Source organism: Nonomuraea sp. NPDC005730, assembly GCF_040630865.1.
GTDB lineage: Bacteria > Actinomycetota > Actinomycetes > Streptosporangiales > Streptosporangiaceae > Nonomuraea.
Map to the genome: position 1 here is coordinate 61,092 of NZ_JBEXYK010000022.1, position 26,282 is coordinate 87,373.

General features: G+C 72.6%; 24 protein-coding genes and 1 pseudogene. 10 read left to right on the top strand and 15 right to left on the bottom strand.

Annotated features, from left to right (window positions below; translation table 11 throughout):
* Positions 1-23: 23 nt before the first annotated feature.
* The 5 genes and pseudogenes from ABZ444_RS24920 to ABZ444_RS24940 all read right to left on the bottom strand — a co-directional run.
* The gene (locus ABZ444_RS24920; protein ID WP_358001229.1) at positions 24-1,148 is read right to left on the bottom strand and encodes a winged helix DNA-binding domain-containing protein; all 1,125 of its coding nucleotides are present in this window, start codon (positions 1,146-1,148) and stop codon (positions 24-26) included.
* A 222-nt stretch (positions 1,149-1,370) separates the two neighbouring features.
* Positions 1,371-2,609, bottom strand: coding sequence for a DUF6596 domain-containing protein (locus ABZ444_RS24925; protein WP_358001231.1), 1,239 nt, complete (start codon positions 2,607-2,609; stop codon positions 1,371-1,373).
* Positions 2,606-2,977, bottom strand: coding sequence for a YciI family protein (locus ABZ444_RS24930; protein WP_358001234.1), 372 nt, complete (start codon positions 2,975-2,977; stop codon positions 2,606-2,608). Before ABZ444_RS24930 ends, ABZ444_RS24925 begins: the two co-directional genes overlap by 4 nt.
* A 40-nt stretch (positions 2,978-3,017) precedes the next feature.
* The gene (locus ABZ444_RS24935; protein ID WP_358001406.1) at positions 3,018-3,233 is read right to left on the bottom strand and encodes a hypothetical protein; all 216 of its coding nucleotides are present in this window, start codon (positions 3,231-3,233) and stop codon (positions 3,018-3,020) included.
* Between the two features lie 115 nt (positions 3,234-3,348).
* Positions 3,349-3,546 (bottom strand): annotated as a pseudogene (locus tag ABZ444_RS24940) (DUF998 domain-containing protein); the annotation flags it as partial.
* On the opposite strand from ABZ444_RS24940, the gene ABZ444_RS24945 reads away from it, so the two are divergent.
* From ABZ444_RS24945 to ABZ444_RS24960, 4 genes are all read left to right on the top strand, one after another.
* Positions 3,491-3,721 carry a hypothetical protein gene (locus tag ABZ444_RS24945; RefSeq protein ID WP_358001409.1) on the top strand — a complete coding sequence of 77 codons (231 nt, stop codon included), beginning with the start codon at positions 3,491-3,493 and terminating at the stop codon, positions 3,719-3,721. The pseudogene ABZ444_RS24940 and the gene ABZ444_RS24945 sit on opposite strands and share 56 nt — an antisense overlap.
* A gap of 95 nt (positions 3,722-3,816) precedes the next feature.
* On the top strand, positions 3,817-4,242 hold the full coding sequence (locus tag ABZ444_RS24950; RefSeq protein ID WP_358001237.1) for a hypothetical protein: 426 nt from the start codon (positions 3,817-3,819) through the stop codon (positions 4,240-4,242).
* A 175-nt stretch (positions 4,243-4,417) separates the two neighbouring features.
* Positions 4,418-5,008 (top strand): RNA polymerase sigma factor, encoded by a 591-nt coding sequence (locus tag ABZ444_RS24955; protein WP_358001240.1) that lies wholly within the window; start codon positions 4,418-4,420, stop codon positions 5,006-5,008.
* On the top strand, positions 5,001-5,999 hold the full coding sequence (locus tag ABZ444_RS24960) for a CU044_5270 family protein (RefSeq protein ID WP_358001243.1): 999 nt from the start codon (positions 5,001-5,003) through the stop codon (positions 5,997-5,999). The genes ABZ444_RS24955 and ABZ444_RS24960 overlap by 8 nt, the downstream gene beginning before the upstream one ends.
* Before the next feature lie 116 nt (positions 6,000-6,115).
* Here ABZ444_RS24960 and ABZ444_RS24965 read toward each other — a convergent pair whose 3' ends face one another.
* Together ABZ444_RS24965 and ABZ444_RS24970 are read right to left on the bottom strand one after the other, a co-directional pair.
* A complete protein-coding gene (locus ABZ444_RS24965; RefSeq protein ID WP_358001246.1) occupies positions 6,116-9,232 on the bottom strand; it encodes a tetratricopeptide repeat protein in 3,117 nt (1,038 codons plus the stop codon).
* On the bottom strand, positions 9,229-9,456 hold the full coding sequence (locus tag ABZ444_RS24970; RefSeq protein ID WP_358001249.1) for a hypothetical protein: 228 nt from the start codon (positions 9,454-9,456) through the stop codon (positions 9,229-9,231). Before ABZ444_RS24970 ends, ABZ444_RS24965 begins: the two co-directional genes overlap by 4 nt.
* Before the next feature lie 286 nt (positions 9,457-9,742).
* Here ABZ444_RS24970 and ABZ444_RS24975 point away from each other — a divergent pair, with 286 nt between their 5' ends.
* Positions 9,743-13,033: a PDZ domain-containing protein gene (locus tag ABZ444_RS24975; RefSeq protein ID WP_358001252.1), complete on the top strand. Its 3,291-nt coding sequence runs from the start codon at positions 9,743-9,745 to the stop codon at positions 13,031-13,033.
* A gap of 89 nt (positions 13,034-13,122) precedes the next feature.
* A complete protein-coding gene (locus ABZ444_RS24980) occupies positions 13,123-14,538 on the top strand; it encodes an amino acid permease (RefSeq protein WP_358001255.1) in 1,416 nt (471 codons plus the stop codon).
* A gap of 15 nt (positions 14,539-14,553) precedes the next feature.
* On the opposite strand, the gene ABZ444_RS24985 is transcribed toward ABZ444_RS24980, so the two are convergent.
* Together ABZ444_RS24985 and ABZ444_RS24990 are read right to left on the bottom strand one after the other, a co-directional pair.
* Positions 14,554-16,692, bottom strand: coding sequence for a hypothetical protein (locus ABZ444_RS24985; protein ID WP_358001258.1), 2,139 nt, complete (start codon positions 16,690-16,692; stop codon positions 14,554-14,556).
* Positions 16,692-17,753: a protein phosphatase 2C domain-containing protein gene (locus ABZ444_RS24990; protein ID WP_358001261.1), complete on the bottom strand. Its 1,062-nt coding sequence runs from the start codon at positions 17,751-17,753 to the stop codon at positions 16,692-16,694. Before ABZ444_RS24990 ends, ABZ444_RS24985 begins: the two co-directional genes overlap by 1 nt.
* A gap of 232 nt (positions 17,754-17,985) precedes the next feature.
* Between ABZ444_RS24990 and ABZ444_RS24995 the strand changes: the two genes are divergently transcribed.
* Complete coding sequence (locus tag ABZ444_RS24995; protein WP_358001264.1) at positions 17,986-20,991, top strand: M4 family metallopeptidase; 3,006 nt, start codon at positions 17,986-17,988, stop codon at positions 20,989-20,991.
* 170 nt (positions 20,992-21,161) lie between these two features.
* Positions 21,162-21,584 (top strand): DUF4232 domain-containing protein, encoded by a 423-nt coding sequence (locus ABZ444_RS25000; protein WP_358001267.1) that lies wholly within the window; start codon positions 21,162-21,164, stop codon positions 21,582-21,584.
* 19 nt (positions 21,585-21,603) lie between these two features.
* Here ABZ444_RS25000 and ABZ444_RS25005 read toward each other — a convergent pair whose 3' ends face one another.
* From ABZ444_RS25005 to ABZ444_RS25015, 3 genes are read right to left on the bottom strand one after another with little or no spacing between them, the layout of a single operon-like run.
* The gene (locus tag ABZ444_RS25005; RefSeq protein ID WP_357981576.1) at positions 21,604-21,726 is read right to left on the bottom strand and encodes a hypothetical protein; all 123 of its coding nucleotides are present in this window, start codon (positions 21,724-21,726) and stop codon (positions 21,604-21,606) included.
* A 51-nt stretch (positions 21,727-21,777) separates the two neighbouring features.
* On the bottom strand, positions 21,778-22,350 hold the full coding sequence (locus ABZ444_RS25010) for a dienelactone hydrolase family protein (protein WP_358001270.1): 573 nt from the start codon (positions 22,348-22,350) through the stop codon (positions 21,778-21,780).
* A gap of 51 nt (positions 22,351-22,401) precedes the next feature.
* The gene (locus ABZ444_RS25015; protein ID WP_358001273.1) at positions 22,402-22,719 is read right to left on the bottom strand and encodes a winged helix-turn-helix domain-containing protein; all 318 of its coding nucleotides are present in this window, start codon (positions 22,717-22,719) and stop codon (positions 22,402-22,404) included.
* Positions 22,720-22,948: 229 nt separating this feature from the next.
* Between ABZ444_RS25015 and ABZ444_RS25020 the strand changes: the two genes are divergently transcribed.
* Together ABZ444_RS25020 and ABZ444_RS25025 are read left to right on the top strand one after the other, a co-directional pair.
* Positions 22,949-23,332 (top strand): STAS domain-containing protein, encoded by a 384-nt coding sequence (locus ABZ444_RS25020; RefSeq protein WP_358001276.1) that lies wholly within the window; start codon positions 22,949-22,951, stop codon positions 23,330-23,332.
* Entirely contained in the window at positions 23,332-23,727 is a 396-nt protein-coding gene (locus ABZ444_RS25025) for an STAS domain-containing protein (RefSeq protein ID WP_358001279.1), read from the top strand. The genes ABZ444_RS25020 and ABZ444_RS25025 overlap by 1 nt, the downstream gene beginning before the upstream one ends.
* A gap of 21 nt (positions 23,728-23,748) precedes the next feature.
* Here the strand turns inward: ABZ444_RS25025 and ABZ444_RS25030 are convergent, their stop codons facing one another.
* From ABZ444_RS25030 to ABZ444_RS25040, 3 genes are read right to left on the bottom strand one after another with little or no spacing between them, the layout of a single operon-like run.
* The gene (locus tag ABZ444_RS25030; RefSeq protein ID WP_358001282.1) at positions 23,749-24,315 is read right to left on the bottom strand and encodes a YciI family protein; all 567 of its coding nucleotides are present in this window, start codon (positions 24,313-24,315) and stop codon (positions 23,749-23,751) included.
* A gap of 41 nt (positions 24,316-24,356) precedes the next feature.
* Entirely contained in the window at positions 24,357-25,529 is a 1,173-nt protein-coding gene (locus ABZ444_RS25035; RefSeq protein WP_358001285.1) for a macrolide family glycosyltransferase, read from the bottom strand.
* Between the two features lie 54 nt (positions 25,530-25,583).
* Positions 25,584-26,240, bottom strand: coding sequence for a CatB-related O-acetyltransferase (locus ABZ444_RS25040; RefSeq protein WP_358001288.1), 657 nt, complete (start codon positions 26,238-26,240; stop codon positions 25,584-25,586).
* Positions 26,241-26,282: the final 42 nt, after the last annotated feature.

The window sequence follows — 26,282 nt, forward strand, 5'->3', positions numbered from 1 at the left end:
CCTACCGTGCCCCGGGCACTCGGTCAGGCGTGCGCCCCTACGGTGACCGGGCCGAGGGTCAGGCGTGGCCTGCCCTCCAGGATCTCCCCCACCCGCTCCACCTGCTCGTCGAGCTCGCCGCGCTGGGCGGCGGTCAGGCCGGACAGCAGTTCGACCGTGACGTCGATCCGGCTGCCGGAGCGCCGCTGGTGCCAGACCCCGCGCACCTCGCCGTCCACGAGCAGCACGGGGAAGTTGCCCGCCTGCCCGCCGGACAACGCCCGCTGCCAGGCCGGTCCCGGATAGAGCAGCTCGCGCGGCCGGCCCGCGATCAGGTAGGCGTCGAAGTACGGCAGCAGGCGCACGCCGCGCGGCGGCCCGTCCGGCACCGCCGTGTCCCCCGCCAGCACCCGGGCCGGACGCCCGTCGAACGACACCTCCTCGGTCTCCACCGCCGCGAACGCCTCCGCCGCCCACCGCGCCGGCGCCCCGATCCACTGGGCGAACTGCGCCGGGGTGGCCGGCCCGTACGCGGCCAGGTAGGCCCTGACCAGGCCGGCCCGCCCGTCCGGCGGCACGGGGGCGTCCGGCGCGGCGCGGTAGGTGACCTTGCGCCCTCGGACCGGCCCGAACACGAACGCGCCGCGGTGCGCCGCCGTGGCCATCGCCTGCCGCCAGCGCGGCCACATGCCCTGGAACGCGGGCATGACCAGGTCGCCCGCCCACGGCCCGGTGGCCGCGACGACCGCGTCGCTCAGCTCGTCGATCGTCATGTCGGCCCCGGACAACACGTCGCGGACGGCCTGGACGACCTGGTCGGTCTGCTCCGCCGTCAGCCGGACGCCCTCGGCCCCGCCGGGCCCCGCGGGCAGCGACGACAGGGCGCCCAGCCACATGGGCAGGTCGCCCGCCGGCAGCAGGTGCACGGTTCCGCGCGGCCCGTGCGTCTTGACCAGGGTCCCCTCGTCCCACAACGCCTCGCGTACGTGGGCGCGGGTGACACCGTCGAACCGCAGGCCGATCGAGAGCTCGGCCGCGGACATGACCTGGGCCTGCGCCCCGCACATGGCGGCCACGACGGCGGCCTGGTCCTTGTCGGCGGCGGGGGCGGCCAGATGCGCCCGCTCCAGACGCCGCGCGCTGACCTGCGGCCACGACAGTTCGATCACGAATTCCTCCTCGGTGCGTTCCCCTTACCGTAGAAGGACAAGCGGAAAGGTTCGTTCCGCTGCATGACCCCGCCAAGGCGGCGCCTCCGCCGGTCGAACCCTGAACCGCGCTACAACGCGTCGTTCGCCATCAGCCGGCTGAACGACTCCCTGGGTTACGTCACCCTGTTCGACCAGGGCAGGAGACTGCTCCACCACACCGACGAGGCACGCCGAGGCTGGTCAGCTGAGATCGCCGGCCTTGCCGAGCAGGTAGCGCTGCTCGACCTGGTTCGCGGTCAGGCCGGCGGCCCGGCGGTAGAGCGCGGCTGCCCGCGTGGTGTCGCCGGTCATCTGGAGCAGGTGGGCGCGGACCGCGTGCTCCCGCTGCCTGGTGAGCGGGTGCCGGTCCAGGTGGTGGCGGCGGTTGAGGTCGTCCAGGAGCGCCAGGCCGCGGGCCGGTCCGTAGGCGTGGGCCACCGCCACCACCCGGCTGAGCTGGACCGGTGCGGTGGGGGTGAGCCGTTCGAGCCACACGTACAGCAGGGCGATCTGGGCCCAGTCGGTCCGGTCGGGTGCGCAGGCCGCGGAGTGCACGGCGGCGATCGCGGCCTGAAGCTGGTAGGGGCCCGTCCGGTCGCGGTTCCAGACGCCGTCGATGAGAGCGGTGCCCTCGTCGATCAGGTCGTGGTCCCACCGGGTGCGGTCCTGCTCGTCCAGGGGAATCAGGTCCCCGCCGTCCATGCGGGCGGCGCGCCTGGACTCGGTGAGCAGCATCAGCGCCAGCAGGCCGGTGACCTCGGCGTCGTCGCCGAGCGTGGCGTGGAGCATGCGGGTCAGCCGGATGGCCTCGCCGGTCAGGTCGACGCGGGCGAGGCGGTCGCCGGCGGTGGCGGTGTAGCCCTCGTTGAAGATCAGATAGAGCACCCGCATCACGGCGGTCAGGCGGCTGTCGCGGTCGGCGTCGGTGGGTGGGGTGAAGCGGGCTCCGGCGCGGGCCAGCCGTTGTTTGGCGCGGCTGATCCGGGCGCCCATGGTGGGCTCGGTCGTGCCGTGGGCGTGTGCGATCTCGGCGGTGGTCAGGCCGCCGACCGCGCGCAGCGTGAGCCCCACCTGGGAGGTGGGGTCCAGCGCGGGATGGCAGCACAGCAGCAGCAGGGTCAGGCTGTCGTCGCTGTCGCCTGCGGGGTGCGCCCGGCGCTCGGGTTCCTGCATGGCCAGGTCGGCCACTCCGGCCCGCAGCTCGCGGCGGTGGCGGGCCTGGTCGGAGCGGATCAGGTCCACCATGCGCCGGTATCCGACGCGGATCAGCCAGCTACGCGGGTTCTCCGGGACGCCCTCGATCGGCCAGGTCCGGCCGGCGGTCAGCAGCGCCTCCTGCACCGCGTCCTCGGCGACGTCGAACCGGCCGAAGCGGCGGACCAGCGCGCCGAGCACCTGCGGCGCCTCGGTGCGCAGCAGGTGCTCGATCTCGCGGTTCACGTCGCGAAGTCCGCACCCATGATCGGGCGGATCTCGACCGGTTCGCCGAGCGCCTCGACGATGCGCGCGGCGATCTCGACGGCGCGCTCCTCGCCCGTCACGTCGATCACGGCGAAACTGGCCAGGACCTCCTTGAGCTCGGCGAAGGGACCGTCGGTGGCGACCACCCTGTCACCGTCGCGGTGGACGGTGGTGCTGACCGCCGGGTGTCCCAGGCCCTCCCTGGTGACGAGCTCGCCGGAGGCGATCAGCTCCCGCTCCAGCTTCTGGTAGGTCGCGAAGGCGGCCAGCGCCTCCTCGGAGGGGACGCCGGCGGTGGCGGCGTCCCACGCGGCGGCCGGAGTGTAGCCGAGCAGCAGGTATTTCATGGTGAATCCCTTGATCGTCGCAGCCGATTTTACGGCCGCCTCAGGCGGCGCGCCGCAGCGACACCGCGAGGACGGTCGTCCAGGTGAAGGCGACCAGGCCGTTCACGGCGATCTGGATGCTCATGTGGCCGGGCGACATCGGCACCAGCAGCACCAGCCCGGCGACGGCGCTCAGCACGGCGGGCGGCGCCGACCGGCGGCGGGCGCACCGGACGCTCATCACGACGGCCGCGACGGCCAGCGCGGTGAAGGCCACGACGGCGGCGGCGGAGTGCGCGATCCCGGGACATCTGCGCGACCGGCCCCTCGGGGGTCCCGGCCGGAAAGCCCTTCTCGGGGTCCATGGTGAAGATCCCGGCCGCCACCAGCCCGGCGCCGAAGACGCCCACCAGGATCGGCAGCACCCGCCGCCCGACCCCTTCGGTGAGCGTGCGCCGGACGCCGACGGCCAGCGCCAGCGCCCCCGTCCCCGCGAGGACGAAGGTGAGGATCTGGATCCACCCCAGGTCGCCGGTGGACAGCTGGCTGATGGGGTGCCGGGTGATGTCGAAGCCCGCACGGGTGAGCATCTGCGTGGTGGCCGAGGCGAAGAAGATCGGCCCGGCCAGCGCCCCGGCCAGCAGCAGGCGTCGGGACGTCCGGGCGGTTCGATGGGCGGGAACGCCGGTGGCGGTGGCGGTCATGACGTCCTTCCTTGTCGGTGGGTTCTCGCTCGCTACCTCGGACCCGGGTCGGGATTTCTGACGCCGGTCGAGTGTGATTCACGTCACAGCGATTTCGTGTCAAAGCCCGGCAGGGGGCTCCGAGGTACCGGCGAAACAACCACAGAGGAGGACGACATGATCGACACCCCGCAGCCCAGCCCCGAGCTGAAGGCCCTGGACCGGCTGGTCGGCACCTGGAAGGTCACCGGCGGCGCGGAGGGGACCGTGCGCTACGAGTGGCTGCCCGGACGGTTCTTCCTCGTCCAGCACGTCGAGCTCACCCAGTTCGGCGAGCCGGTCACCGGCATGGAGATCATCGGCAACCTGCGTCCGTTCGGTGAGCCGGCCGGGACGGACGTGGTGTCCCGCTACTACGACTCGGCGGGCAACACCTTCGACTACGTCTACGAGCCGGCGGGCGACAGGCTGACCATCTGGGCCGGGGCCAAGGGCGGCCCGGCCTACTACGAGGGCGCCTTCGACGCCGACGGCACCACGCTCACCGGCGAGTGGGTCTACCCCGGCGGCGGCGGGTACGCCTCCACCTCGACGCGCGTCTGATCGGGAAGGGTCTCCCCCGCGCCCCGCGGCGAGCCGTCCTGAACGGCTCGCCGCCCCCGCCCTGGGGTGAGCTGCTGTGGCGTCAGGAAATCCGGCATGCTGCCTGATGACGGGAACCGGTCGGCCGCGAGCGGGCAAGTGGGGGTGTCCCATCCGTGAGCCGAGAGGCCAGAGCATGTCAGAGACGAGCCCCGCCGATTCCGCCGTCCTCGCGCGGTCCCGGCAGGAGCCCGAGGCGTTCGCGGAGATCTTCCGCAGGCACGCGCCTGAGATCAAGAGATTCGTCGTCCGCCGCCTCGGGCCCGGCGTCGCCGAGGACGTGGTGGCGGAGACCTTTCTCGCCGCCTTCCGCCAGCGTGGCCGCTACGACCTGGCCAGGCACAACGCCCTGCCCTGGTTGTACGGCATCGCGACCAACCTCATCGGCCGCCACAAGCGCACCGAGGCCAGGCAGCTGAACCTGCTGGCCCGCACCGGTGTGGACCCGGTCACCGAACCCTTCACCGCGCGCAGCGACGAACGACTGAGCGCTCAGGCCGTGCGGCAGCGCCTGGCCGCCGCGCTCGCCGCGCTGCCCGCCGGGCACCGCGACGTGCTGCTCCTGGTGACCTGGGGCGGTCTCAGCTACCCCGAAGCCGCCGAGGCGCTCGGCATCCGCGTCGGAACGGTCCGCTCCCGCGTCAACCGGGCCCGCGCGAAGATCCGGCGGGAACTGGGCGGGACCGACCCCACAGCACTCGTCATCGAGGAGGTTCGCCATGGATGAGCTGGCTGAGCTCAACGACTTCCGCTCCGAGGTCCCCGTGCAGGAGGACCTGCGGGCCGAGGCGGAGCGCCTGATGGCCGGCATGTCGGCCCCGGCCCGCCCCGGCCTGCGCCGCCTCGCGCTGCGCGCCGCGGTGGCGGGGGGGCTGGCGGCCGCGGTGGGGGCGGCGGTGTTCGTCGTCCAGAGCCCGCCCGTCCCGGCACCGGCCCCGCCGATGATCCGCACGGTCGCGGCCGTGGAGGTGCTGTCGCGGGCGGCCGAACGCGCCGGCAGCCGTCCGGAGCTGCATCCCGGGCCCGGCCAGTTCCTCGTCTACGAGTCGCGCAGCATGGACACCTCCGAAGGGGACGGGGGGATCTGGCTGTCGCGCTCCAAGCGCACGATCTGGCTGCCGGTCGAGGGCAGCGCGGTCGAGGGCGTCCTGCAGGAGGAGATTCTGGCGCCGCTGCCGTATCCGGGGCACCCCCTTCCGCCGGCCGCACGGGCGGAGCAGGCGCTGGCGGGCAAGCCCGGCCGTCCGGAGCGGGCGGCCGACTTCGACGACCGGGCCGAGTTCCTGCGCAACGACTACGCCTACGTCAGCAAGCTGCCGACCGACACCGAGGGCATGCGCAGGCACCTCTACACGCAGGTGCCCGACGACGGGCTGCAGGACTACCAGGCGTGGAACCGGGTCGGCGGGTTGCTCGACGAGTCCTACCTGCCCGCCGCGCAGCGGGCCGCGCTCTTCCGCGCGGCGGCCACGATCCCCGGGGTGGTGACGGTGAAGGGAGCTCGGGACGCCGCTGGGCGCACGGGCACAGCCGCGGCGATGGTCTCGCCCAACGGGGTCAGGGAGGAGTACATCTTCGACCCCGAGACCTATGACTACCTCGGCCGCCGGGGGGTGGTCGTGGACGCGAAGCTGGCCGATGCACCGGTGGGGAGCGTGGTGTCGTCGAGCGCGCAGCTGAAGGTCAGCGTCGCCGACCGCCCGCCGATCGTGGAGTAGACGGCGCCCGGCCGGACGGCATCCGCACAGATCGTCGACATCCGCCCTGCCGTCCTCGCACAAGCTCGAACGGAAGATCTCGACCGGCCCGCCGGGCGGCCGGCGACGCGGCTTCCTCAGCCCTCGGCGGCGGGCGGTTGCTTCAGCCGATCGGGCATGTCCTGGCCGGTGACCTTGCGAAACTCCTCGCACGCGCCGACGGGGTCACCGGCATGGGCACGGCGCAGCAGCTGGACGACCTCGTCCATGACGCCCTGCGCGTCGCCGGGCAGTCGCCGCCCGGCGGCGAACGCCTCGGCCAAGGGCACGACCGCCTCCCGGAACAGGGTCCCGCCGCCCAGCACGTACCCGAGTACCGTGAGGCTCTGGACGTGATCGGGCAGGTAGACGTCCGGGTGCAGCGCGGCCAGTTCCTGGCGCAGGCGCGCCGCCTCTCGCGCGGGGGGCACGGCTTCGCCCCACCGCCCGGCCAGCACCAATCCCCGAACGTGGTTGTGCAGCGAGGCTGCCAGGTTGGGCAGGTAGACGTCTCGGTTCAGGGCGGCCAGCTCCCGATACAGGCTGACGGCTTCCGCGGAGACGCGCAGGGCGTCGGCCGCCCGTCCGGTCTCCTTCAGCCGGCTCGCGTGGTTGAGCAACGAAGTGGCCAGGATGGGCAGGTAGGCGTCCCGGTTCACCGCGACCAGCTCCTGGGACAGGCCGACGGCCTCCTCCGAGACGCGCAGGGCGTCCGCCCGCCGCCCCGTCTCGGCCAGCAGCACGGCGTTATTGATCAATGACATCGCCAGGCCCGGCAAGTGGGCGTCCCGGTTCCGCGCGGCCAGCTCCCGGTACAGGCTGACGGCCTCGCGCGAGAGGGACGCGGCCTCCGCCTGCCGCCCCGTCCGGGCCAGCAGCATGGCGTGGTTGTCCACCGACATCGCCAGGTCGGACAGGTAGGCGTGCCGGTTCACCGCGACCAGCTCCCGGCGCAGGAGGAGTGCCTCCTCCGAGATGCGCAACGCGTCCGCCCGCTGCCCCGTCTCCGCCAGGCGGATGGCGTGATTGCTCAACGACATGGCCAGGTCGGGCAGGTGGGCGCCCCGGTCCAGCGCGACCAGCTCCCGGCGCAGGCGGACGGCCTCGTCCGAGAGGGGCGCCGCCTCGGCCCGCCGCCCCATCTCGGCCGACAGCTGGGCGTGGTTGCTCACCGACATCGCCAGTCTGGGCAGGTGGGCGTCCCGGTCCAGCGCGGCCAGCTCCCGGTACAGGGTGAGGGCCTCCTCCGAGACGAGCAGGGCGTCGGCCCGCCGCCCGATCTCGGCCAGCCGGACGGCGTGGTTGCTCAGCGAGATGGCCAGGTTGGGGAGGTAGGCGTCCCGGTTCAGGGCGACCAACTTCCGGCGCACGCTGACGGCCGTCTGCGAGACGGCCGCCGCCTCGGCCCGCCGCCCGATGTCCGCAAGCCGAGGGGCGTGGTTGCTCAACGACATGGCCAGGTCGGGCAGGTGGGCGTCCCAGTCCAGCGCGGCGAGCCTGTACCAGAGCCAGACGGCCTGATGGCCTTCAGCCACGGCGCGGGCGTGCAACCCCGCGAAGGAAAGGCGGAAGGCCAGGTCCTCGTGGATCCGGGCACGGGCGACCGGATCGGAGGTGGCGGCCAGCCGAGCCTCGGCCAGCCGGGAGGCCACCGCGGCGGCCCCGACGTCGAGATCGACCTGCCGCTGTTTGGGGAGCGTCGACTCGATGGTCTCCAGCAGCCTCGGATCGATGTCGTCCAGGCCGGCCAGCGCGACCAACGCGGCGCCGCCGGCCTGCACCGCCAGGTGCGGGGCCTCGGCCAGCAGCGGATACACCTGCAGTCGTGCCAGGTGGGGCCAGCGGCGAGCGGCCTCGATCAACGTGGTCAGCCCATGACGCGCCCACGCAGGCGCCTTGCCGTCCGGTCCGTCACCGGTGTCGGGGAGGCCGGCCAGCAGCCGGGCGGGCGCCTTCTCCGCCCACGGGTCAGCGGGGAACCCGCAGGCGTGGCCGGGCGTGGACAGGGCGAGGAAGTCCTCACCCAGCCGGTCGGGGTACAGAGGCTCCAACACCATGCCGCCGGCCCGAGCCACCGATGCCGCCTGCCCCGGCGCGGGCCCGGGAGCCGCGGCGGGCGGGTAGCACAGCGCGTGATCCTTGAGCAGCTGCCCGGCCGCCTGCGTGGATTCGATCTCGGCGCGGGTCAGGGCGGCTCTGCCGTCCTCGTAGCCGAGCCGGCCGGTGAGAGTGGCGGTGTAAACGATCTGCCCCATCGCGTCCGGCGAGGTCGCCAACGGTTTCTCCCGGTGCGGGGACGCCATCGCCTCCCAATGATCCCGCTCGCGCGCCAGCAGGAACTCCGACACCTGTACCGGATCGGCGGGAGCGGCCTGGCCACGGTCGTGGGCCAGCACCGCGGCCAGGGCGGCCATGTGCACGGTCAGCACCAGCCGATAGGCCTCATGCCGTGCCAGCCCGGACGGCGCGGGCACCGCCTCCGCGCCGGGCACCTGCAGCAGCTCGGCGAACCGGTCACGGGCCGCGGCGAACAGCCGCCCGCGGCTGATGCCCGCCTCCTGCTCCAGCGGCTCCAGCGCGGTACGGCTGGGCATCAGACGCAGGTCACGCTGGATGCGGCCGTTCAGGCTGTCCCACCAGGTGCCCGCCGGGCGGGCCAGCAACAGCACCCGCACCGGCATCCGGCCGGGCAGGCGGGTGTCACGCAGCAGGGTGAGCAGGTCGGCGGTGTCCCACCGTTCGGCATAGTCCACCACCACCAGCACCCCGCCCGCCCCGTCGAAGGCGGGCACCTCGAAGTCCTCGGGGGTGGAGCGGTCACGCCGGTGGTGGGCGGCGAGCACCACCCAGCCCCGCTGCCGCCACCGCTGCGCCACGTGACCGGCCAGCCGGGTCTTGCCCTGCCCACCCGGCCCATGGATCAACCGGACGGCCACGTCCTGCCGGGGGTCTGCGTCCCGCCAGCGTGCCAACTCGGCCAGGAGGGCCCCGCGGCCGGTGAAGTCGACCAGCGCGTGCGAGGCCCGCAGCAGCTCACTGGGCTGCGCCCGCGCCTTGGCCGCCGCCGGCGGCGGCTCCGGAGCGGGCCAGAGCGCCCACCGGTACGGCTCCGCACCCCCGTACACGATCAGGTCGCCGGCGGCCTGGTAGATCCGGGCCAGCCCGGCGCCGTGGGCCTGCTGGATCACCCGCCCTGGTCCGCCTGCCGCGCTCATCGTCGGTTGATGTCGCGGCCGGCCTGATACGCCCGACCGTCTCCCGTGGCCCTCTGCTCCGCGATCAGCCCGTACACCGCCGGCCCCGACCCGGCCACGGCGACGGACAAGCCGGCCGGCTTGTCCGCCTCCTCCAGGCCCACTTTCGAGAAGGAGACGCCCAGCATTGCCAAGGCCGCCACCGCGACCGCGGCCCCGCCCCACACCAGTACACGTCCGCGCATATCCGGCATCATCGGGCAGCCAACAAGATCACACAACGCGAATGCGTCGACACGTACACGTCGCGGGCGACGTACGCGCGTCCCAGGGGCTCGAAGTGGTGCGCCACCGCGGTTCCCATGACAGTCGCCCTTCCGATAGATCCGATCACCTGGAGGACAAATCGCGATTTTCGGCGCACCGAGAGCTGTAGAGACTTGATTGATCGGATGAAACGTGACCTTGGCGTGATCGTCTTCACCTGAGGGGTTGGCCACAATGAGGGCCATCCCCCGACTGGAGGCCCTTGTGCGCCATGGCAAGCCCTGGCGGCTGCTCCTCGCGGCATCTCTCGCCGCGACCGGACTGACCGCTCTCACCCCCGCCTCCGCCCAGGCGGCCGGCACCGTCTTCCACGTCTCCCCCGACGGGGACGACGGCGCCGCCGGCACCGAGGCGGCGCCGTTCCGTACGATCGAGCGCGCCCAGCGCGCCGTGCGCGCGGTCCTGCCCACCGCGCCGGAGCCGCCCCGGGTACGGGTCCGCGGCGGCGTCTACCACCTCACCGAGCCCCTCACCTTCACCCCCGCCGACTCCGGGGCCGTCTACGAGGCGGCCGCCGGCGAGCAGGTCGTGCTCAGCGGCGGACGCCGGCTGACCCCCGCCTGGACCCCGTACCAGGGCGCGACCCTGGTGGCCGACATCGGCGCGGGCCTCGACTTCGACGAGCTCTTCCTCGACGGTACCCGGCAGGTCCTGGCCCGCTGGAAGAACCCCACGACCGCGCTGGTCCGCGGGCTGCACCAGGGCGAATGGGGCGGGAACTCGTTCAAGGTGACCGGCGTCGGGGCCGGCGGCGCCCCGATCCTGAAGTGGGTCGGCGACAACAACCGGGGCGACGGCCTGCATCCGCAGAAGCGCATGGTCGAGAACGTCCTGGAGGAGCTGGACGCCCCCGGCGAGTGGTTCTACGACAAGGACGCCGGCCGCCTCTACCTCCAGCCGCCCGCGGGCCTCGACCCGGCCAAGGCCCGCGTCGAGACCGCCGAGCGCGAGGAGCTCGTACGGGTCGTCGGCGACTCGCCCTCCGCGCCGGTGCGCGACCTCACCTTCACCGGGTTCACCTTCACCCAGACCCACCGCACGCTGTTCAGCCGCCCGTACGAGAAACTGCAGCTCGGCGACTGGGCCATCGTCCGCGCCGGCGCGGTCTACCTGCGGAACACCCAGCGGATCACCATCCGCGACGCCCGGTTCGACCAGGTCGGCGGCAACGCCGTCTTCATGGACGGGTACGCCGACGGCAACGTCGTCTCCGGCGGCGAGTTCCGCGAGTCCGGGGCCAGCGACGTCGCGGTCGTCGGCTCGCCGGCGGCCGTCCGCGAGCCCTCCACCTGGGACGACATGCGGCGCACGATCACCGACACCACGCCGGGCCCGAAGACCGAGGACTACCCGCGCGACATCACCGTCAGCGGCAACCACATGACCCGCAACGGCCGGTTCGAGAAGCAGAGCTCGGGCGTGCAGATCTCGATGAGCCGCCGGGTGACGGTGTCCGGCAACACCGTGCACGACGGCCCGCGCGCCTGCGTCGACATCAACGACGGCACCTGGGGCGGCCACGTCATCGAGGACAACGACATCTTCGACTGCGTGAAGGAGACCTCCGACCACGGGCCGATCAACAGCTGGGGCCGCGACCGCTTCTGGCCGCTGACCGCCGACGACGCCCGGAAGAAGGCGTACGCCAAGCTCGACGCGATGGAGACGACGAAGATCCGGCACAACCGGATCCGGCACTCCTCCCACTGGGACGTCGACCTCGACGACGGCTCCTCCAACTACGAGGTCACCGGGAACCTGCTGCTCAACGGCGGGGTGAAGCTGCGTGAGGGCTTCTTCAGGACCGTGCGCGGCAACATCTTCGTCAACGGCGGCGGCCACTTCCACGTCTCCTACGCCGGCAACGGCGACGTCGTCGAGAAGAACATCTTCGTCACCGACGACCCCTACGACTTCATCCAGAGCGACCCGTCCACCTCCGGGACCGTCTACGACGACAACCTGTTCTGGAACAACGGCAGGCCGGTCACCGACATCACCGCCGCCTGGCGGGCCCGCGGGCTGGACACCCGCTCGGTGGTCGCCGACCCGCTGTTCGAGGGGCAGAGCCCGTACGCCGACCCGGCCAAGCTCGACTACACGCTCAAGGCCGGCTCCCCCGCCCTCGCGCTGGGCTTCCAGCCGTTCCCGATGACCGGGTTCGGCAAGCCCGGCGCGCCCACGCCGCCGCCGCTCACCTGGCGCGAGCCCGAGACCGGCATGACGATCGGCAACCTGGCCGAGCCGCTCATGGGCGCGACGGCCACCGAGATCCACAGCGACGAGGTGAAGTCCTCGGTCGGGCTCACCGACTATGACGGCCTGTTCCTGGCCGCCGTCCCCGCCGGGTCCCACGCCCACGGGCAGGGGCTGCGCACCGGCGACGTGATCAGGGAGATCGCCGGGACCAAGGTCACCGGCCGCGACAGCTTCTGGCAGGTCTACAACCGCACGCCCGCCGGGCGTCCGGTGCCGCTGAAGGTCTGGCGCGCGCAGGCGCTGACGGAGCTGAGCCTGACCAAGGCGTACGGCGTGGAGACCATCGACAACGTCTCCGGCGTCACCTACACCGGCCAGGGCTGGGACTGGAAGAACGACCGGCGCGGCGGCGGCGGCTCGACCCTGGACGACCTGCACGCCACCCAGACCGACGGCGACTCCTTCGAGCTGGCCTTCCACGGCACCGGCGTGGAGTACATCGCCCAGGTCAACTCCGACGAGGGCAAGGTCGACCTCTACCTGGACGGCAAGCTCGACGCCACCATCGACAACAGCAACCCGACCCGGGAGTACCAGAAGGTCGTCTACACCAGGACCGGGCTGGCGCCGGGCCCGCACACGCTCAAGGGCGTCAAGAAGGACGGCTCGTACTTCATCGTGGACGGCTTCAAGATCCACTCCGCCCCGCCGAGCGAGGACGGCGAGCCTCCGGTGACGACCGCGTCCGGCGTGCCCGCCGGCTGGTCGGACGGGCCCGTGGAGGTGGTCCTGACCGCCGCCGACGCGGGCTCCGGCGTGGCGCGCACCGAGTACCGGCTCGGTGACGGCCCCTGGCAGCCCTACACGGCCCCGGTACGGGTGGACCGTGAAGGGGAGAGCGTGCTGGCCTTCCGCAGCGCCGACCAGGCGGGCAACGTCGAGGAGCCGAAGTCGGTCACCGTCCGGATCGACGCGACGGCCCCCACCCTGACCGTCAGGCCGGACCCCGCCCGGCTGTGGCCGCCGAACCGCAGGCTGGTGCCGGTGAAGGTGGCGCTGAAGGCGTCCGACGCCGGGCCCGTCACCGTCACCCTGGTCTCGATCACCAGCTCCCAGGGCGAGTCCCGGGACGACGTGCGCGAGGCCGCCACCGGCACCGCCGACACCTCCTTCGCCCTGCGCGCCGAACGGGACGGCGGCCAGGACCGGATTTACACGATCACGTACCGGGCGGTGGACCGCGCGGGCAACACCACCGAGACCCGCGCCCAGGTCACCGTGGGACGCGCCGGATAGGTCGCGGACAGACCGGCTTCTTCGAGCCGGTCTGTCCGACTTCTGCAGTCATGCGCATGGCGGGCTTGCTGTCAGGGCAGGACCCCGCCATGACGTCTGCGCGAGGCTTCGGCGGCGGGTCCGGGATATTCCGCCGCAAACCGGTAGAACAGATCGCCACCGAGCACGAGGGCGAGCTCAACCGCGTGCTCGGGCTCTGGCAGCTCACCGCGATCGGGGTGGGTGGCATCATCGGCGCCGGCATCTTCGCGCTGGCCGGCGCCGTCGCCAACCAGACCGCCGGGCCCGCCGTCGTGATCTCCTTCCTGATCGCCGGCATCGCCAGCGCCGCCGCCGCGTTCTCCTACGCGGAGTTCACCGGCATGATCCCGAAGGCCGGATCGGCGTACACGTACGGCTACGCGGTGCTCGGCGAGATCGTCGGCTGGTTCATCGGCTGGGACCTGCTGCTGGAGTACACCGCCATCGTCGCGGTCGTGGCGATCGGCATCTCGGGCTACTTCGGCTTCCTCCTCGGCCAGTTCGGCATCGACCTGCCCGCCTGGATGCTCGGCGCGCCCGGCACCGGGCCCGGACACGTCGTGGACCTGTTCGCGGGGATCCTGTGCCTGTTCATCGCGTTCCTGCTCAACCTCGGGATGCGGTCGGCCGCCCGGTTCGAGACGTTCGTCGTCGCGATCAAGGTCGCGGTGGTGCTGCTGGTGATCGTGGTCGGCTTCTTCTACATCAAGACCGCCAACTACACGCCGTTCTTCCCCTACGGGTTCGGCGGGGCGGTGACCGGCGCGGCCACCGTGTTCTTCGCCGTCTTCGGCTACGACGCCATGAGCACGGCGGCCGAGGAGTCGAAGGACGCCCAGCGGCACATGCCCAAGGCCATCCTCTACTCCCTGGCCATCTCGATGGTCCTGTACGTGCTTGCCTGCCTCGTGCTCACCGGCATGCAGAACTACCAGGACATCGACCCCGAGAGCGGCTTCTCCTCGGCGTTCGCCTCCGTCGGGCTGTCCGGGCTGGCCAGCGTCATCGCGGTCGGCGCCATCGTCGGCATCATGACCGTCATGTTCACGTTCATGCTGGGCGTCACCCGCGTGTGGTTCGCGATGAGCCGGGACGGGCTGCTGCCCGCCTGGTTCGCCAAGCTCCACCCCGTACGGCACGTGCCGACCAGGGTGACCTGGATCGTCGGCGTCGGCTCCGCGCTCATCGCCGGGTTCCTGCCGATCAGGGAGGCGGCGGAGCTGACCAACATCGGCATCCTGCTGGCCTTCGTGGTGGTCTGCGCGGCGGTGATCGTGCTCCGCTACCGGCGTCCCGACCTGCCGCGCGGCTTCCGCATGCCGGGCATGCCGGTGGTGCCGGCGATCGGGGTGCTCTTCTCCCTCTGGCTGATCACGTTCCTGGAGCCGCTGACCTGGCTCAGGTTCGTCGTGTGGTTCCTGATCGGGCTGGTGATCTACTTCGCCTACGGGCGCCGCCACTCGTTGCTGAACCGCCGCGACTGACGCCCGGCGGCGGGGTCAGTTCGTGTCCTGGTAGACCTTGGGGCCGATCGCCTTGTACGCCGCCTTGGAGGCGTCCTTGAGCCACGGCCGGGTGCTGGTGGAGTTGGCGCGGTTGGTGTAGACGGCCATGGTGTGCAGCAGGTAGCGGTGGGTGTACCCGACCCATCCCCAGGTCTGGGCCCGGCTCCAGCTCGTCGAGTGGCACAGCCCTGAGCCGGGGCCCTTCCTGGGGCAGACGATCCCCCAGGCGTCGGCGTAGGCGTCGTCGAGCCGCGCGTACGCGGTGTCGGCCCGGCCGTCGTTCTTCAGCGGCACGACCCACACCGAGACCATGATGCGCTTGTTCCCGGGGGCTCCGGGGTTCACGTACGAGCCCTTGACCATCTTGGAGCAGCGTGCCTTGCGCAGGACCGAGCGGACGTTGGCCGCGTGGTAGGCGTCCGGGCACTTGTCCACGCCGCTGGACCGGAGGGTGTAGCGCACGCCCTTGGCCGTGGTGAAGGAGCTGGGCAGCAGGGCGCCCGGCGTGAGCGGGGTCGGGTCGGTGTCCTGGCGGTCGAGGTCGCCCGGGTCGAACGGCTCCTCGGTGGGCGGTTCGAGCGTGGGCGTCTCGGTGGGCGTCTCGGTGGGCTGTGCGCTGGGCCACGGGGTGGCCGAGGACGGCGACGGCGACGGCGACGGCGTGGGGGCGACGGCGTCCGGCGAGCCGGACGCGGCCGTCAGCCTGCTGTCCCCGCGATCCGGGCCGAGATCCTTCACCACCGAGACCACGAACACCGCGGCCGCCACGGCGAGCGCCACGCCGATCACTCCCACGCCGGCCCCCAAGGCGACCTTCATCCCCGTGCTGAGGCCCGCCCCGGATGGGGGCGGCCCCGCGGGCCCGGGAAAGGGCGGCCTCGAAGGCCCCTGGGGTGGTGGCGCTGGCGGTGGCAGCGGTGAGTGTGACGGCGTTGGCAGAAGCGGCGGCCCCTGCGGTGGTGACGGCGGTGGCAGAAGCGACGGCCCCTGCGGTGGTGAGGGTGGCGGCAGGAGCGGCGGCCCCTGCGGTGGCAGAAGTGAAGGGGACGGTGGCAGCAGAGAGGGTGACGGTGGTGGGGATGACGGCGATGGCACCAGTGGCGGCGACGGCGGAGGTGGCGGTGGCAGGGGTGGGGGTGGTGGGAGCGCTGCCTGGGTGGGCGTGGTCGTGGCCGACGAGGCGGCCTGCCGCAGTTCCTCCGCCCACCGCTCCGGACGCGGCCGCTCGTCCGCGGGCCCGTGCAGCGCCGCCGCCGCGAGGTCGGCCGCCGCCGGGGCGACGGCGGCCAGCCGGCCGGGGTCCGTGGAGGTCCGGTCGCGGGCCAGGAGCCGGACGGCCAGCAGTGCGAACCCGTAGGCGTCGCCCTGCGGGGTGCCCTCGGGCTCGTCGGCGGGGATCTCCCGGCCGGACGCCTCCACCTGGGGTAACGCCGCCGCCCCGGCGAGCCGCATCGCGTCGCAGCCGATGAGGAAGCACTCCGGCGAGCCCTCCGTGGCGAACAGCAGGCGCTCGGGCGACAGGTCGCCGACGACGACGTCCATCGTGTGCAGGCGGGCGAGCGTGTCGGCCAGGTCGGCCAGCAGCAGCAGGCGGTCGCGATCGCCGACCCGCCGGCCGACGCCACCGACGTGAGCGCCGTCACGAGCGCCGTCATGAGCGCCGTCATGAGCGCCGTCATGAGCGCCGTCATGAGCGCCGTCATGAGCGTGGTCGTGGGCGTCGTCGTGGGCGTCGTCGTTGAGCAGGAGCTCCATCGTGGCTGGTCGGCGTTCGGTTCCTGCAGGCGTCCGCAGGTCGAAGGAGAACCGGTGGGGCACCGACCGCATGAGGAAGCCGCGGACCGCGCCGCCGGACACGACGATCTCGGCGGGCCAGGCGGCCTTGTCGCACAACCAGGCCGCGTCCCATCCGGGGAGCCGGCCGATCAGCCCGGCCATCTCGGTGAGGACGCCGACGTCGATGCCAGGCAGCACGGCGGGGTCGTACTCCTTGTACGCGACCTCGAACTGGCCGTTGATCCGGCGGCCGGGCACCTCGTGGACCGCGCCCCTGCCACCCTGCCCGAGAAGCCGGCCGAGGACGAGGTCCGCCCGCTCAGTGCCGCTCGTCGGGTCGCTCATCGGGTCGCTCATCAGGCCGCGTCCCTCGGCCACAGGGCCAGCAGCGTGCGGTCGCCGTCGAACGCCTCCCCGGAGAAGTCGAGCAGGTGCGCCAGCCACAGCGGGGACGGCGGCGCGGCCAGGTGCTCGGCGAACAGCGCGCCGACCCGGCCGTCCCCGTCGCCCAGCGGATCACCGAAGCCGTCGGTGCCCACCAGCAGGACCTGCCCGGTCGTCAGCGTGCCGGACCACCGCTCGGGCCGCTCGGGCACACCCGGCAGCGCAGCCACCGATGCGGAGACAGCGGCAGGGGCCGAAGCGGAGACCGCGGCAGGGGCCGATGCAGAGGCCGCGGCAGGGGCCGATGCAGAGGCCGCGGCAGGGGCCGATGCAGAGGCCGCGGCAGGGGCCGATGCAGAGGCCGCGGCAGGAACAGAAGCGGGGGCCGCGGCGTCGTCCGCCTTCAGGTCGAACAGCGGGAGGAACCGGGGCCCGGCCAGGTCGAGCGTCCAGGCGCCCGAGTCGCCGACGCGGGCCAGCGAGACCTCCACCCCGCGCGCACCGGCCCCGGCCGTGCCGATCACGAGCGTGGTGGCCAGCAGCTCCTCGACCTCCGCCGCGCCGGGCTCGCGCCGCAGCATCGCCGCGGCCTGCCGGTGCAGCGTCCCGGCCGCGTGCCGGAGGGCCGCGACGAGGTCGGGCGCCGAACCGCCCTCGTCGAGCTGGGCATGGACGGCCCACACCGCCGCGCGGCACGCCTCCGAGGCCCCGACCGTCGAGGCGGAGGCGCCGGACAGCCCGTCGGCCACGGCGAACACCACGGTGCCGGTCCCCTCGTGGAGCACGGCGCAGCTGGCGTCCTGGCGGGGACGACGGTGGTGGCGGTGCCGTTCGCCCCGGACCGAGGCCGACCGCAGCGTCACCTGCGGGGTGGACCACCCGTCGCACTCGGCGTCGGGACACGTGCCTCCCTGCGGGCGCGGCGGCGCCGGCTCGAACTCCGGGCGCGCCGGCTCGAACTCCAGGCCGGGCGCGTCGAGCACGACCCGCTCCCAGGCGCGGATCCGGCCTGCCTGCTCCGGTGCGTGCCGCACGTACGCTCCCCGCCCTTCGAGCCCGCCCTTTTTCGGAGGATATCAGCGTCCATTTGCTGAAGATCAAGGACTTGTGGACCCGGATGTGCCGGTTCCCCCGGCATACCGTGGCGTTATGGAAATTTGTGAGCTGTTCGCCTGACCACCCTGGGTGACAACTTTAAGCAAGCCCCAGCCAAAGGGCTCCTTCGATCCCCACACCCCCGGGGACATGTGAGAGGAGTCACCCAGAGTGAACAGCACGTTCAAGTCGGGCACGATCGCCGTATTAGCGGCGGCGGCCCTTACCGCCTCGATGACAGGCGCCGCCGGCGCCACCTCGAAGGCGCACTTATCCACCGCGGCGACCACCGTCGCCAGGACCGAACCCCCGGCGTTCGCGCCGGCGGACCCCAAATCGCGCGACCGCGCGAAAGTGAACGCCGACGCGGCACTCGCCGCCGGCGCCGAACGCCTGCACAAGGGCTCCGGCGACGCCTTCACTCTCTCGTCCAACGTCGCCGGAACCTACGGCCTGCAATATCTGACCTACGAACGCACCTACAAGGGCCTGCCCGTCTACGGCGGCGAGGTCGTCGTGGGCACCGACCGGGCCGGCCAGGTGATCCAGCAGGTGGTCACCGGCCAGACCGCGAAGATCAAGGTCGGCACCGAGCCCTCGGTCACGGGCCGGCAGGCGGCGGCCACCGCCAGAGCCCTCCTGCCGCAGGTGGACGAGGTGACCACGGCGAAGCTGGTCGTGCACGCCACCAGCGCCACCCCCAAGCTGGCCTGGCGGGTCCAGGTCGCCGGGCGGACGGCCACCGGCAGGCCCAGCGTCCTCGACGTGTTCGTGGACGCGCGCTCCGGCTCGCTGATCGACAAGTTCGACAAGGTGCACGAGGGCACCGGCCGCGGCTTCTACAACGGCACGGTGACGATCGACACCAGCGGCTCCGCCGGCTCGTACCGGATGGTGGACACCACCAGGCCGGGCCTGCAGTGCGGCGGCCAGAACGGGTCGGCCTACACCAAGAGCAGCGACTCCTGGGGCAACGGCTCGGGCACCGACCTGGAGACGGCCTGCGTGGACGCGCTGTACGCCGCCCAGATGGAATGGAACATGCTGCGCGACTGGCTGGGCCGCAACGGCCACAGCGGGACGGGCCGCTCGTTCCCCATCCGGGTCGGGCTGAACGACGTCAACGCGTTCTGGAACGGCTCGTACACCACCTTCGGCCACAACCAGGCCGGCAACCAGCAGGCCACCCCGATGGACGTCGTCGGCCACGAGTTCGGCCACTCCGTCTTCACCAACACCCCCGGCGGCGACAACGGCAACAACGAGGTCGGCGGCCTGAACGAGTCCACGGGCGACATCTTCGGCGCACTGACCGAGGCCTACGCCAACAACCCGAACGACCCGCCGGACTACCAGGTGGGCGAAGAGGTCAACCTCGTCGGGAACGGCCCGATCCGGTACATGTACAACCCGTCCCAGGTCGGCGACCCCAACTGCTACAGCACCGCGATCCCCACCACCGAGGTGCACGCGGCGGCCGGGCCCCAGAACCACTGGTTCTACCTGCTGGCCGAGGGCAACAACCCCGGCGGCGGCAAGCCGAGCAGCCCGATCTGCCAGGGCGGACCGTCCTCGGTGACCGGCGTCGGCATCCAGAAGGCCGGCAAGATCTTCATGGGCACGCTGCAGGCCAAGACGCAGCCGTGGACCCACGCCAAGGCGCGGGTGGCCTCGCTCAACGCCGCCAAGGCGCTGTTCCCGAACAGCTGCGTGGAGTTCAACACGGTCAAGTCCGCCTGGGACGCCGTGAGCGTCCGGGGCACCAGCGACCCGACCTGCGTGGCCAACCCGGACACCTTCTCGCTGCAGGTGAGCCCCGGTTCCGGCGCGGCCGACCCGGGCGGCTCGGCCGCCACGACCCTGAGCACGGTGACGACCGGCGGCAACGCCCAGCAGATCCAGCTCAGGACGGGCACGCTCCCGGCGGGCGTGACCGCCCAGTTCAACCCGGCCACCATCCAGTCGGGCCAGTCGTCCACGCTGACCCTCAACGTGGCGGCGAACGCGGCTCCCGGGACGTACACCGTCCAGGTGATCGCGCAGGGCACGGCCCAGACGCAGACGCAGAACTACTCGCTCACCGTCAACCGGCCGATCCCCGACCAGTTCTCGCTGACGCTCAGCCCCACGTCGGGGTCCGTGGACGCGGGTGGCAGCACCGCCTCGACGCTGACCACCACGACCACGAGCGGCAACGCCCAGCAGATCCAGCTCAGGACGGGCACGCTCCCGGCGGGCGTGACCGCCCAGTTCAACCCGGCCACCATCCAGTCGGGCCAGTCGTCGGCGCTGACGCTCGCGACGGCGTCCTCCGTGCCGGCCGGGACGTACACCGTCCAGGTGATCGCCCAGGGCACGGCCCAGACGCAGACGCAGAACTACACCCTGACCGTCTCCCGGCCCGGTGACCCGGACTCGTTCTCCGTCCGGCTCGACCCGGAGGCGGGCACCGCGACGGCCGGGGGCACCGTGGCCACCACGGTGAACACGGCGACGACCGGCGGGCAGCCCCAGCAGGTCACGCTGTCGGCGGCCAAGCTGCCGAACGGCGTCACCGTGGCCTTCGACCCGGCCACGATCCAGTCGGGCCAGTCGTCCAGGCTGACCTTCACGGTGGCCTCGACGGCGAAGAACGGCACGTACCCGATCACGGTGACGGCCACCGGCACGGCGCAGACGCAGACGGTGAGCTACGCGCTCACGGTCACCGGCGGCACGCCGGCGGGCGACTTCACCGTCGCCGCCGACCCGTCGTCGGCCACCGTCACGGCGGGCGCGACGGGGACCACCACGCTGAAGACGCAGGTCACCACCGGCCGGCCGATCCCGCTCACGCTGGCGGCCGACGGCGTGCCGCCGGGCGCGACCGTGACCTTCAGCCCGTCGTCCATCAACTCGGGCGAGTCGTCCACGGTGACGGTGACCACGTCGTCGAGCACGCCGGCGCAGACGTACACGATCACCCTCAACGCGAACGGCGCCGCCAGCCACGGCACGTCGTTCTCGCTGACGGTGAACGGTGGCGGCGGCGGTGACACCTGGCAGGAATGGCACGCCTACAACGCCGGCGACGAGGTCACCTACCAGGGTGTCCGCTATCGCTGCGTGATCGCCCACACCTCTCAGCCGGACTGGACGCCCGACGTCGTACCGGCTCTGTGGCAGCGGATCGGATGACGGTCCGCCCGGTGCCCCACGTACCCGGGGGGTGACTGAGGGCCGGAGCGGAGGGGGTCCCACCGGACCCCCTCCGTTCTGGTTTCCGGACGCTCCGGCATGGTTTGATCATGTTCGCGGCCCTTCAGTAGGGTGAGCGCCTCGGTCGCCTGTTCTGGGTGGGAGTGCCCGTGCGCCGCTACCGTTTCGGCCTGGTCGCGATGCCCGTCGCGGTGGCCTACGTGGCCCTCGTCGCCGGCCTCGGGGTCTTCGCGCTGGTCACCGGCGAGGTGTCCCTGCTCTGGTTCGCCGTCGTCCGCTGGTGGGGGCCGGCCCCGGCCGCCTCGTGGTGGATGGTGCCGATGCTGGTGCTGGTCGGCGCGGTGCAGGGCTGCCGCGCCGCCGGCCCCAAGCACCGGGTGACGGTCCGGCCGGGCGGCAGCGCCCGTGCGACGCTGCACTGGACGGTCGTCGAGACCGGCGACGAGACCGCCTGCCCGAGCCCCACCCGGCTGCTGGTCATCCCGCCGGACGAGCGGTCGTACCTGAACGTGCCCTTCGACGCCGGCCGGGTGTGCGACGGCGGACGGCTCGACGTCACCCCGCTGGCCTGACCCCCTCGCGGGGGGCAGGTCAGCGCAGCAGCACGTTGACGACGACCGTGAGCACGGCCGACAGCAGCAGCGAGATCAGGATCATCGCCAGGCAGCCCGGCCAGCCGCCCAGCGGTCGCACGTCCCAGTTCCCGAACCTCATCCCCGGCCCCTACCCGGGGCGGCCGGGGTCGTACCCGGGCCGGGGCAGGCGTCAGAGGCCCGCGACGAAGTCGAGGGCGACCGCCCAGGCGCGTTCGGCGGCCGGGGCGTCGTAGTCGGGCAGGCCCGGGTCGGTGAACAGGTGGCCGACCCCCGGGTAGCGGAACACCTCCACGTCGGCCCGCGCCCGGCGCATCTGGAGGTACCAGGCGTTGAGCCAGTCGACCGGCTCGTAGAAGTCGGGGTCGGCGACGTGCAGCTGCACCGGCAGGTCGTCGGCGGCGGCGCTCTCGGCCATGTCGGAGGTGCCGTGCATGAGCAGCAGCCCCTGGGAACGCTCGTCGCCCAGCGCGAGGTTCTGGGCGATGGCCGCGCCGAGGGAGAAGCCCGCGTAGACCAGGCCGTCGCCGGACAGCGGGGCCGCCGCGGTGATGGCCCGCTTCAGCAGCTCCTCGCTGCCGATCTCCTCCTTGATCGCGATGCCGTCCTCGGGCGTGTCGACGACGCGGCCGTCGTAGAGGTCGGGGACGTGCACCTCGTGCCCCGCCCCCCGGAGCCTGTCGGCGGCCTGGTGGACGGCGGGCCGCAGGCCGTACATCGAGTGCAGGAGGAGAATCCGCGCCATACGCGCAGCTTAGCGGCCGTGGGCGAGTGCGCCCGGCCCGGCCGCGGCGGGTCAGCCGTCCTGGGCGGGCAGGTCGTGGGCGGTGAACATGTCGATCAGCAGGCGGACGGGCAGCCCGGCCTCGGTCGGGTAGCGGAACTGCCGGTCGAGGTCGAGGCTGTAGCGGTTGCGGCGGCCGATCCGCTCGCGGGTCAGGTAGCCGGCCTGGTAGAGGTCGGAGACGATGTTCTGGGCGGTGCGTTCGGTGACGCCGATGCGGGTGGCGATGTCGCGCAGCCGCACGTCGGGGTCACGGGCGATCTCCACCAGCACGCGGGCGTGATGGGTCAGGAACGTCCACGTCGCCGGATGGTCTTCAGGGTCGGGCACAGCCTCTGACGCTTTCTGCCTGGACGTCCCGGATCCGCGGGGCGGGACGAGAATGCTTACGTGAAGATCCTATGACGAAACCTCTTTCCTGTAACCCTCTTCGCCCCTAACCTTGGGGCGTGGGGCGGCCCCGACGCCGTCCCGACCGGCCAGGCCCACTTGGGGAACAACAGATGTCCGCCACCCAGACGCACCTTGCCGCCACGTCGAGCGCCACCACCAGGCCGCCATGTCAGTGCTCAACATGAGCTGCCGGCCGGTTCCGGCCGGCGTGCTGGTCACGGTTTCCGGTGAGCTCGACGCCACCAACGCCGACCGCCTGGAGTCCGCCATTCGCGACGCCCATCGCCCCGGCCGCTCCGTGGTCCTCGACCTGGGCGAGCTGACCTTCATGGACAGCAGCGGCCTGCACGTGCTGCTGCGGGCGCACGACGACGTCCGCGACGCGGGCGGGAGCCTGCGCCTGGCCGCCGTGCGGGACATCCCGGCCCGGATCCTGCAGATCACCGGGGTGTGGGACAGACTGCACATCCACGCCGTTGTGGAGGAAGCCGTCGGAGCGGCCGCGGACGCCCAGCCTGACCTGCTGCCGGATGATGTGGAGCGGTTGTGATGCACCTGGCCAGCAGCTACCTGCCGGGAATCACCGTGATCACGGTGGCCGGCGAGGTGGACGCCACCGCCTCCGGCCACCTGGAGACCTACCTCGACCAGGTGCGCCGCAGCCTGGACGAGCACCTGATCATCGACGCGCACCGGCTGACGTTCCTCGACAGCTCCGGCCTGTCCGTCCTGCTCGCGGCCGCCACGCTGGCCCGCGCGCACGGCGTCGACGTGCACCTGGCCGGTCTCCAGGCCACGGTGGCCCGGCTGCTGGAGATCACCGGCACCGTCGAGCTCGTGACGATCCACGACCGCGTCTCCCAGGCCGTCACCGCGGTGGAGGCGCTCCGGGACGCCGGGTCCGGTGATCCCGGCGAGCCCGCCGAGCCTTCCGAGGCCGTCTGATCGTCGCGTGGCCGCCGGTCGTCATCGACGGCCGCCGAACTCCCAGTCGTGCACCTCGATCCCGGCGTACCGGTCGGCGGTGAGGACCGCGCGGGCCGCGTCCGCGTCCGGCGCCCGGACCAGCAGCGCGGTGCCGACCCAGGTGGCGCCGTCGTCGGACAGCAGCGGCCCGTACGCGATCAGCTCGTCGCCGTCGGCCGGCGGGACGAGGTCGGCGGGCTGCCCGGAGCCGAGGCCCAGCACCAGGTACCGGTTGCCGCCCTGCCGGCCGCCGGGGAACTCCCACATGGTGCGCCCCAGCACGTTGCGCCAGCGGCGGAGCAGCACGTCGCGGTAGACCCCGGCCTGGTAGTTGGGCTCGTCGAAGGCGAACGCCCGAGCGGCGGCGAGGTCGGGCAGGTCGACGACGTGCACGCTGCCGGTGGCCGCGTCGGTGTCGCGGTCGAAGGTCGGGCCGCGGGCGATCAGCTCCGCTTCGTACCGGTCCATGTAGGACCAGTGCGCTTCCAGCAACTCCCCGCGCAGGGGGCCCGATCCGGGACGGTCACGGTGGTAGCAGAAGAACTCCATGCCGAGAGTACCTACCACGTGACCTCCTCCCGGTCACAACCGTCGCACGGCCCGGCGGCTCAGCCGAGCATCTGCTCGACGAGGTCGGCGGCGCGGGTGGTGCCGCCCTCGGCCCGCGCCTCGGCCCGCAGGCGCGTCAGGCGGCGGGCCACCTCCGGGTCGCCGGTCAGCTCGGCCAGCGCGGCGCGCAGGGCCTCGGCCGTGGCGTCGGGGGTGTCGATGCGGCGGGCCACGCCCAGCTCCACGAGCCGGTCGGCGTTGGCGAACTGTTCGGCGCCCTGCGGGACGGCGATCATCGGCACGCCCGCCAGCAGCCCTTCGCAGCAGCCGCCCATGCCCGCGTGGGTGACGAACGCGTCGGCCTGGTCGAGGATCGCCCGCTGCGGCACCCACGGATGCACCTCGACGTTGGACGGGATCTCGCCCAGCTCCCCCACGTCGGTGTACTTGCCGATCTGCAGCACGACGTGCCAGCCGGGCAGGTCGCCGAAGGCCGCCAGGCACCGGCGGTAGAACTCCGGCTGACGGGTGTAGGCCGACCCCAGGGAGATCAGCAGGACGTTCCCGGCGTCGCCGGGACGGGTCCAGCCGCCCTGCCCGCGCAGGTCGTGGCAGGGGCCGACGAAGGTCACGGTGGCGGTGTCGACCTGGTCGGCATGCGGCTGCATCGCCCGCGGGATCAGGGCCAGCGCGCGGGGCGGACGGCCGGAGAAGGCGTCGACCTCGGTGGTGGTGGCGCCGGATCCGGCGAGCCAGCCGGCGAACCTGGCCCGGTAGGCGTCGGCTCCCGGCAGCCGCCACAGCTGCGCCGCCACCTCCTCCTGGTAGCCCTTCCAGGCCACGAACGTCGGCGACAGCTGCAGCAGGGGACGGCCCTGCGCCTCGGCCATGGCCCGCGCGGCGTAGGCGCCGATGTCGTACAGGTAGAGGTCGGCGGGGTCGTGGTCGTAGGCGGCGCGCAGCTGCGGGAGCGCCTGGACGGCGTCGTCCAGGAAGAGGCTCATCGCCGCGATGGGGTCGTCGGGCCAGTCGTTGTCGGCGACCGGCAGCGTCGAGGAGCACGGGACCAGTTCGGCGCCGGTGCCCGCGACCAGGTCGCCGACCGCCGGGTCGTTGGCGTACGTCACCCGGTGGCCGCGGGCCACCAGCTCACGGACGATCTCCAGGCTCGGCAGGACGTGGCTGACGGCGGGGATGCCGACCATGGCGATGTGGGCGCGGCGGCGAGACATGGGCGAATCACTCATTTCGGGTTCTGCGCGGCGGGACGGGTGCTGGACGGCGGCTCAGGCGCGACGCGCGCCCGGGGCGGCGGCCTCCAGGTCGGCGACGCTGCCCGACATGATCGTGCGCACGTGTTCGGTGATGTGCTCGGCGGGCCAGTCCCACCAGGCCACCGCGAGCAGGCGGGCGACGTCGTCGGCCGGGTAGCGGGTGCGGATGAGGCGGGCCGGGTTGCCGCCGACGATCCCGTAGTCGGGCACGTCGGAGGTGACCACGGAGCCGGCGCCGATGATCGCGCCGTGCCCGATGCGCACGCCGGGCAGCACCGTCGCGCCGTGGCCGAACCAGACGTCGTTGCCGACGACGGTGTCACCGCGGTTCGGCAGACCGGTGAGCAGGTCGAAGTGGTCGGACCACGAGCCGCCCATGGTGGGGAAGGGGAAGGTCGAGGGGCCGTCCATGCGGTGGTTGGCGCCGTTCATGATGAACCGCACCCCGGTGCCCAGGGCGCAGAACCTGCCGATGACCAGCTTCTCCGGGCCGTAGTGGTAGAGCACGTTGCGGGTCTCGAACGCGGCCGGGTCGTCGGGGTCGTCGTAGTAGGAGAACTCCCCCACCTCGATCAGCGGGGACGTGACCAGCGGCCGCAGCAGCACCACCCGTGGCTGGGCGGGCATCGGGTGCAGGACGGTGGGGTCGGCGGGGACGCGGGCGTTCATGGATCTCTTCCTTCCGCCACTGCTAATGCGACAACTTGTACA

What these genes read in the sequence shown, in the direction of transcription:
- ABZ444_RS25010 (WP_358001270.1), bottom strand. Translation starts at nt 22,350, where the DNA reads ATGGCGCGGATTCTCCTCCTGCACTCGATGTACGGCCTGCGGCCCGCC.
- ABZ444_RS25025 (WP_358001279.1), top strand. Translation starts at nt 23,332, where the DNA reads ATGCACCTGGCCAGCAGCTACCTGCCGGGAATCACCGTGATCACGGTG.
- ABZ444_RS25005 (WP_357981576.1), bottom strand. Translation starts at nt 21,726, where the DNA reads ATGAGGTTCGGGAACTGGGACGTGCGACCGCTGGGCGGCTGGCCGGGC.
- ABZ444_RS24970 (WP_358001249.1), bottom strand. Translation starts at nt 9,456, where the DNA reads ATGCGCGGACGTGTACTGGTGTGGGGCGGGGCCGCGGTCGCGGTGGCG.
- ABZ444_RS25035 (WP_358001285.1), bottom strand. Translation starts at nt 25,529, where the DNA reads ATGTCTCGCCGCCGCGCCCACATCGCCATGGTCGGCATCCCCGCCGTC.
- ABZ444_RS24985 (WP_358001258.1), bottom strand. Translation starts at nt 16,692, where the DNA reads ATGAGCGACCCGATGAGCGACCCGACGAGCGGCACTGAGCGGGCGGAC.
- ABZ444_RS24930 (WP_358001234.1), bottom strand. Translation starts at nt 2,977, where the DNA reads ATGAAATACCTGCTGCTCGGCTACACTCCGGCCGCCGCGTGGGACGCC.
- ABZ444_RS25040 (WP_358001288.1), bottom strand. Translation starts at nt 26,240, where the DNA reads ATGAACGCCCGCGTCCCCGCCGACCCCACCGTCCTGCACCCGATGCCC.
- ABZ444_RS24955 (WP_358001240.1), top strand. Translation starts at nt 4,418, where the DNA reads ATGTCAGAGACGAGCCCCGCCGATTCCGCCGTCCTCGCGCGGTCCCGG.
- ABZ444_RS24960 (WP_358001243.1), top strand. Translation starts at nt 5,001, where the DNA reads ATGGATGAGCTGGCTGAGCTCAACGACTTCCGCTCCGAGGTCCCCGTG.
- ABZ444_RS25020 (WP_358001276.1), top strand. Translation starts at nt 22,949, where the DNA reads ATGTCAGTGCTCAACATGAGCTGCCGGCCGGTTCCGGCCGGCGTGCTG.
- ABZ444_RS24950 (WP_358001237.1), top strand. Translation starts at nt 3,817, where the DNA reads ATGATCGACACCCCGCAGCCCAGCCCCGAGCTGAAGGCCCTGGACCGG.
- ABZ444_RS24965 (WP_358001246.1), bottom strand. Translation starts at nt 9,232, where the DNA reads ATGAGCGCGGCAGGCGGACCAGGGCGGGTGATCCAGCAGGCCCACGGC.
- ABZ444_RS24980 (WP_358001255.1), top strand. Translation starts at nt 13,123, where the DNA reads ATGACGTCTGCGCGAGGCTTCGGCGGCGGGTCCGGGATATTCCGCCGC.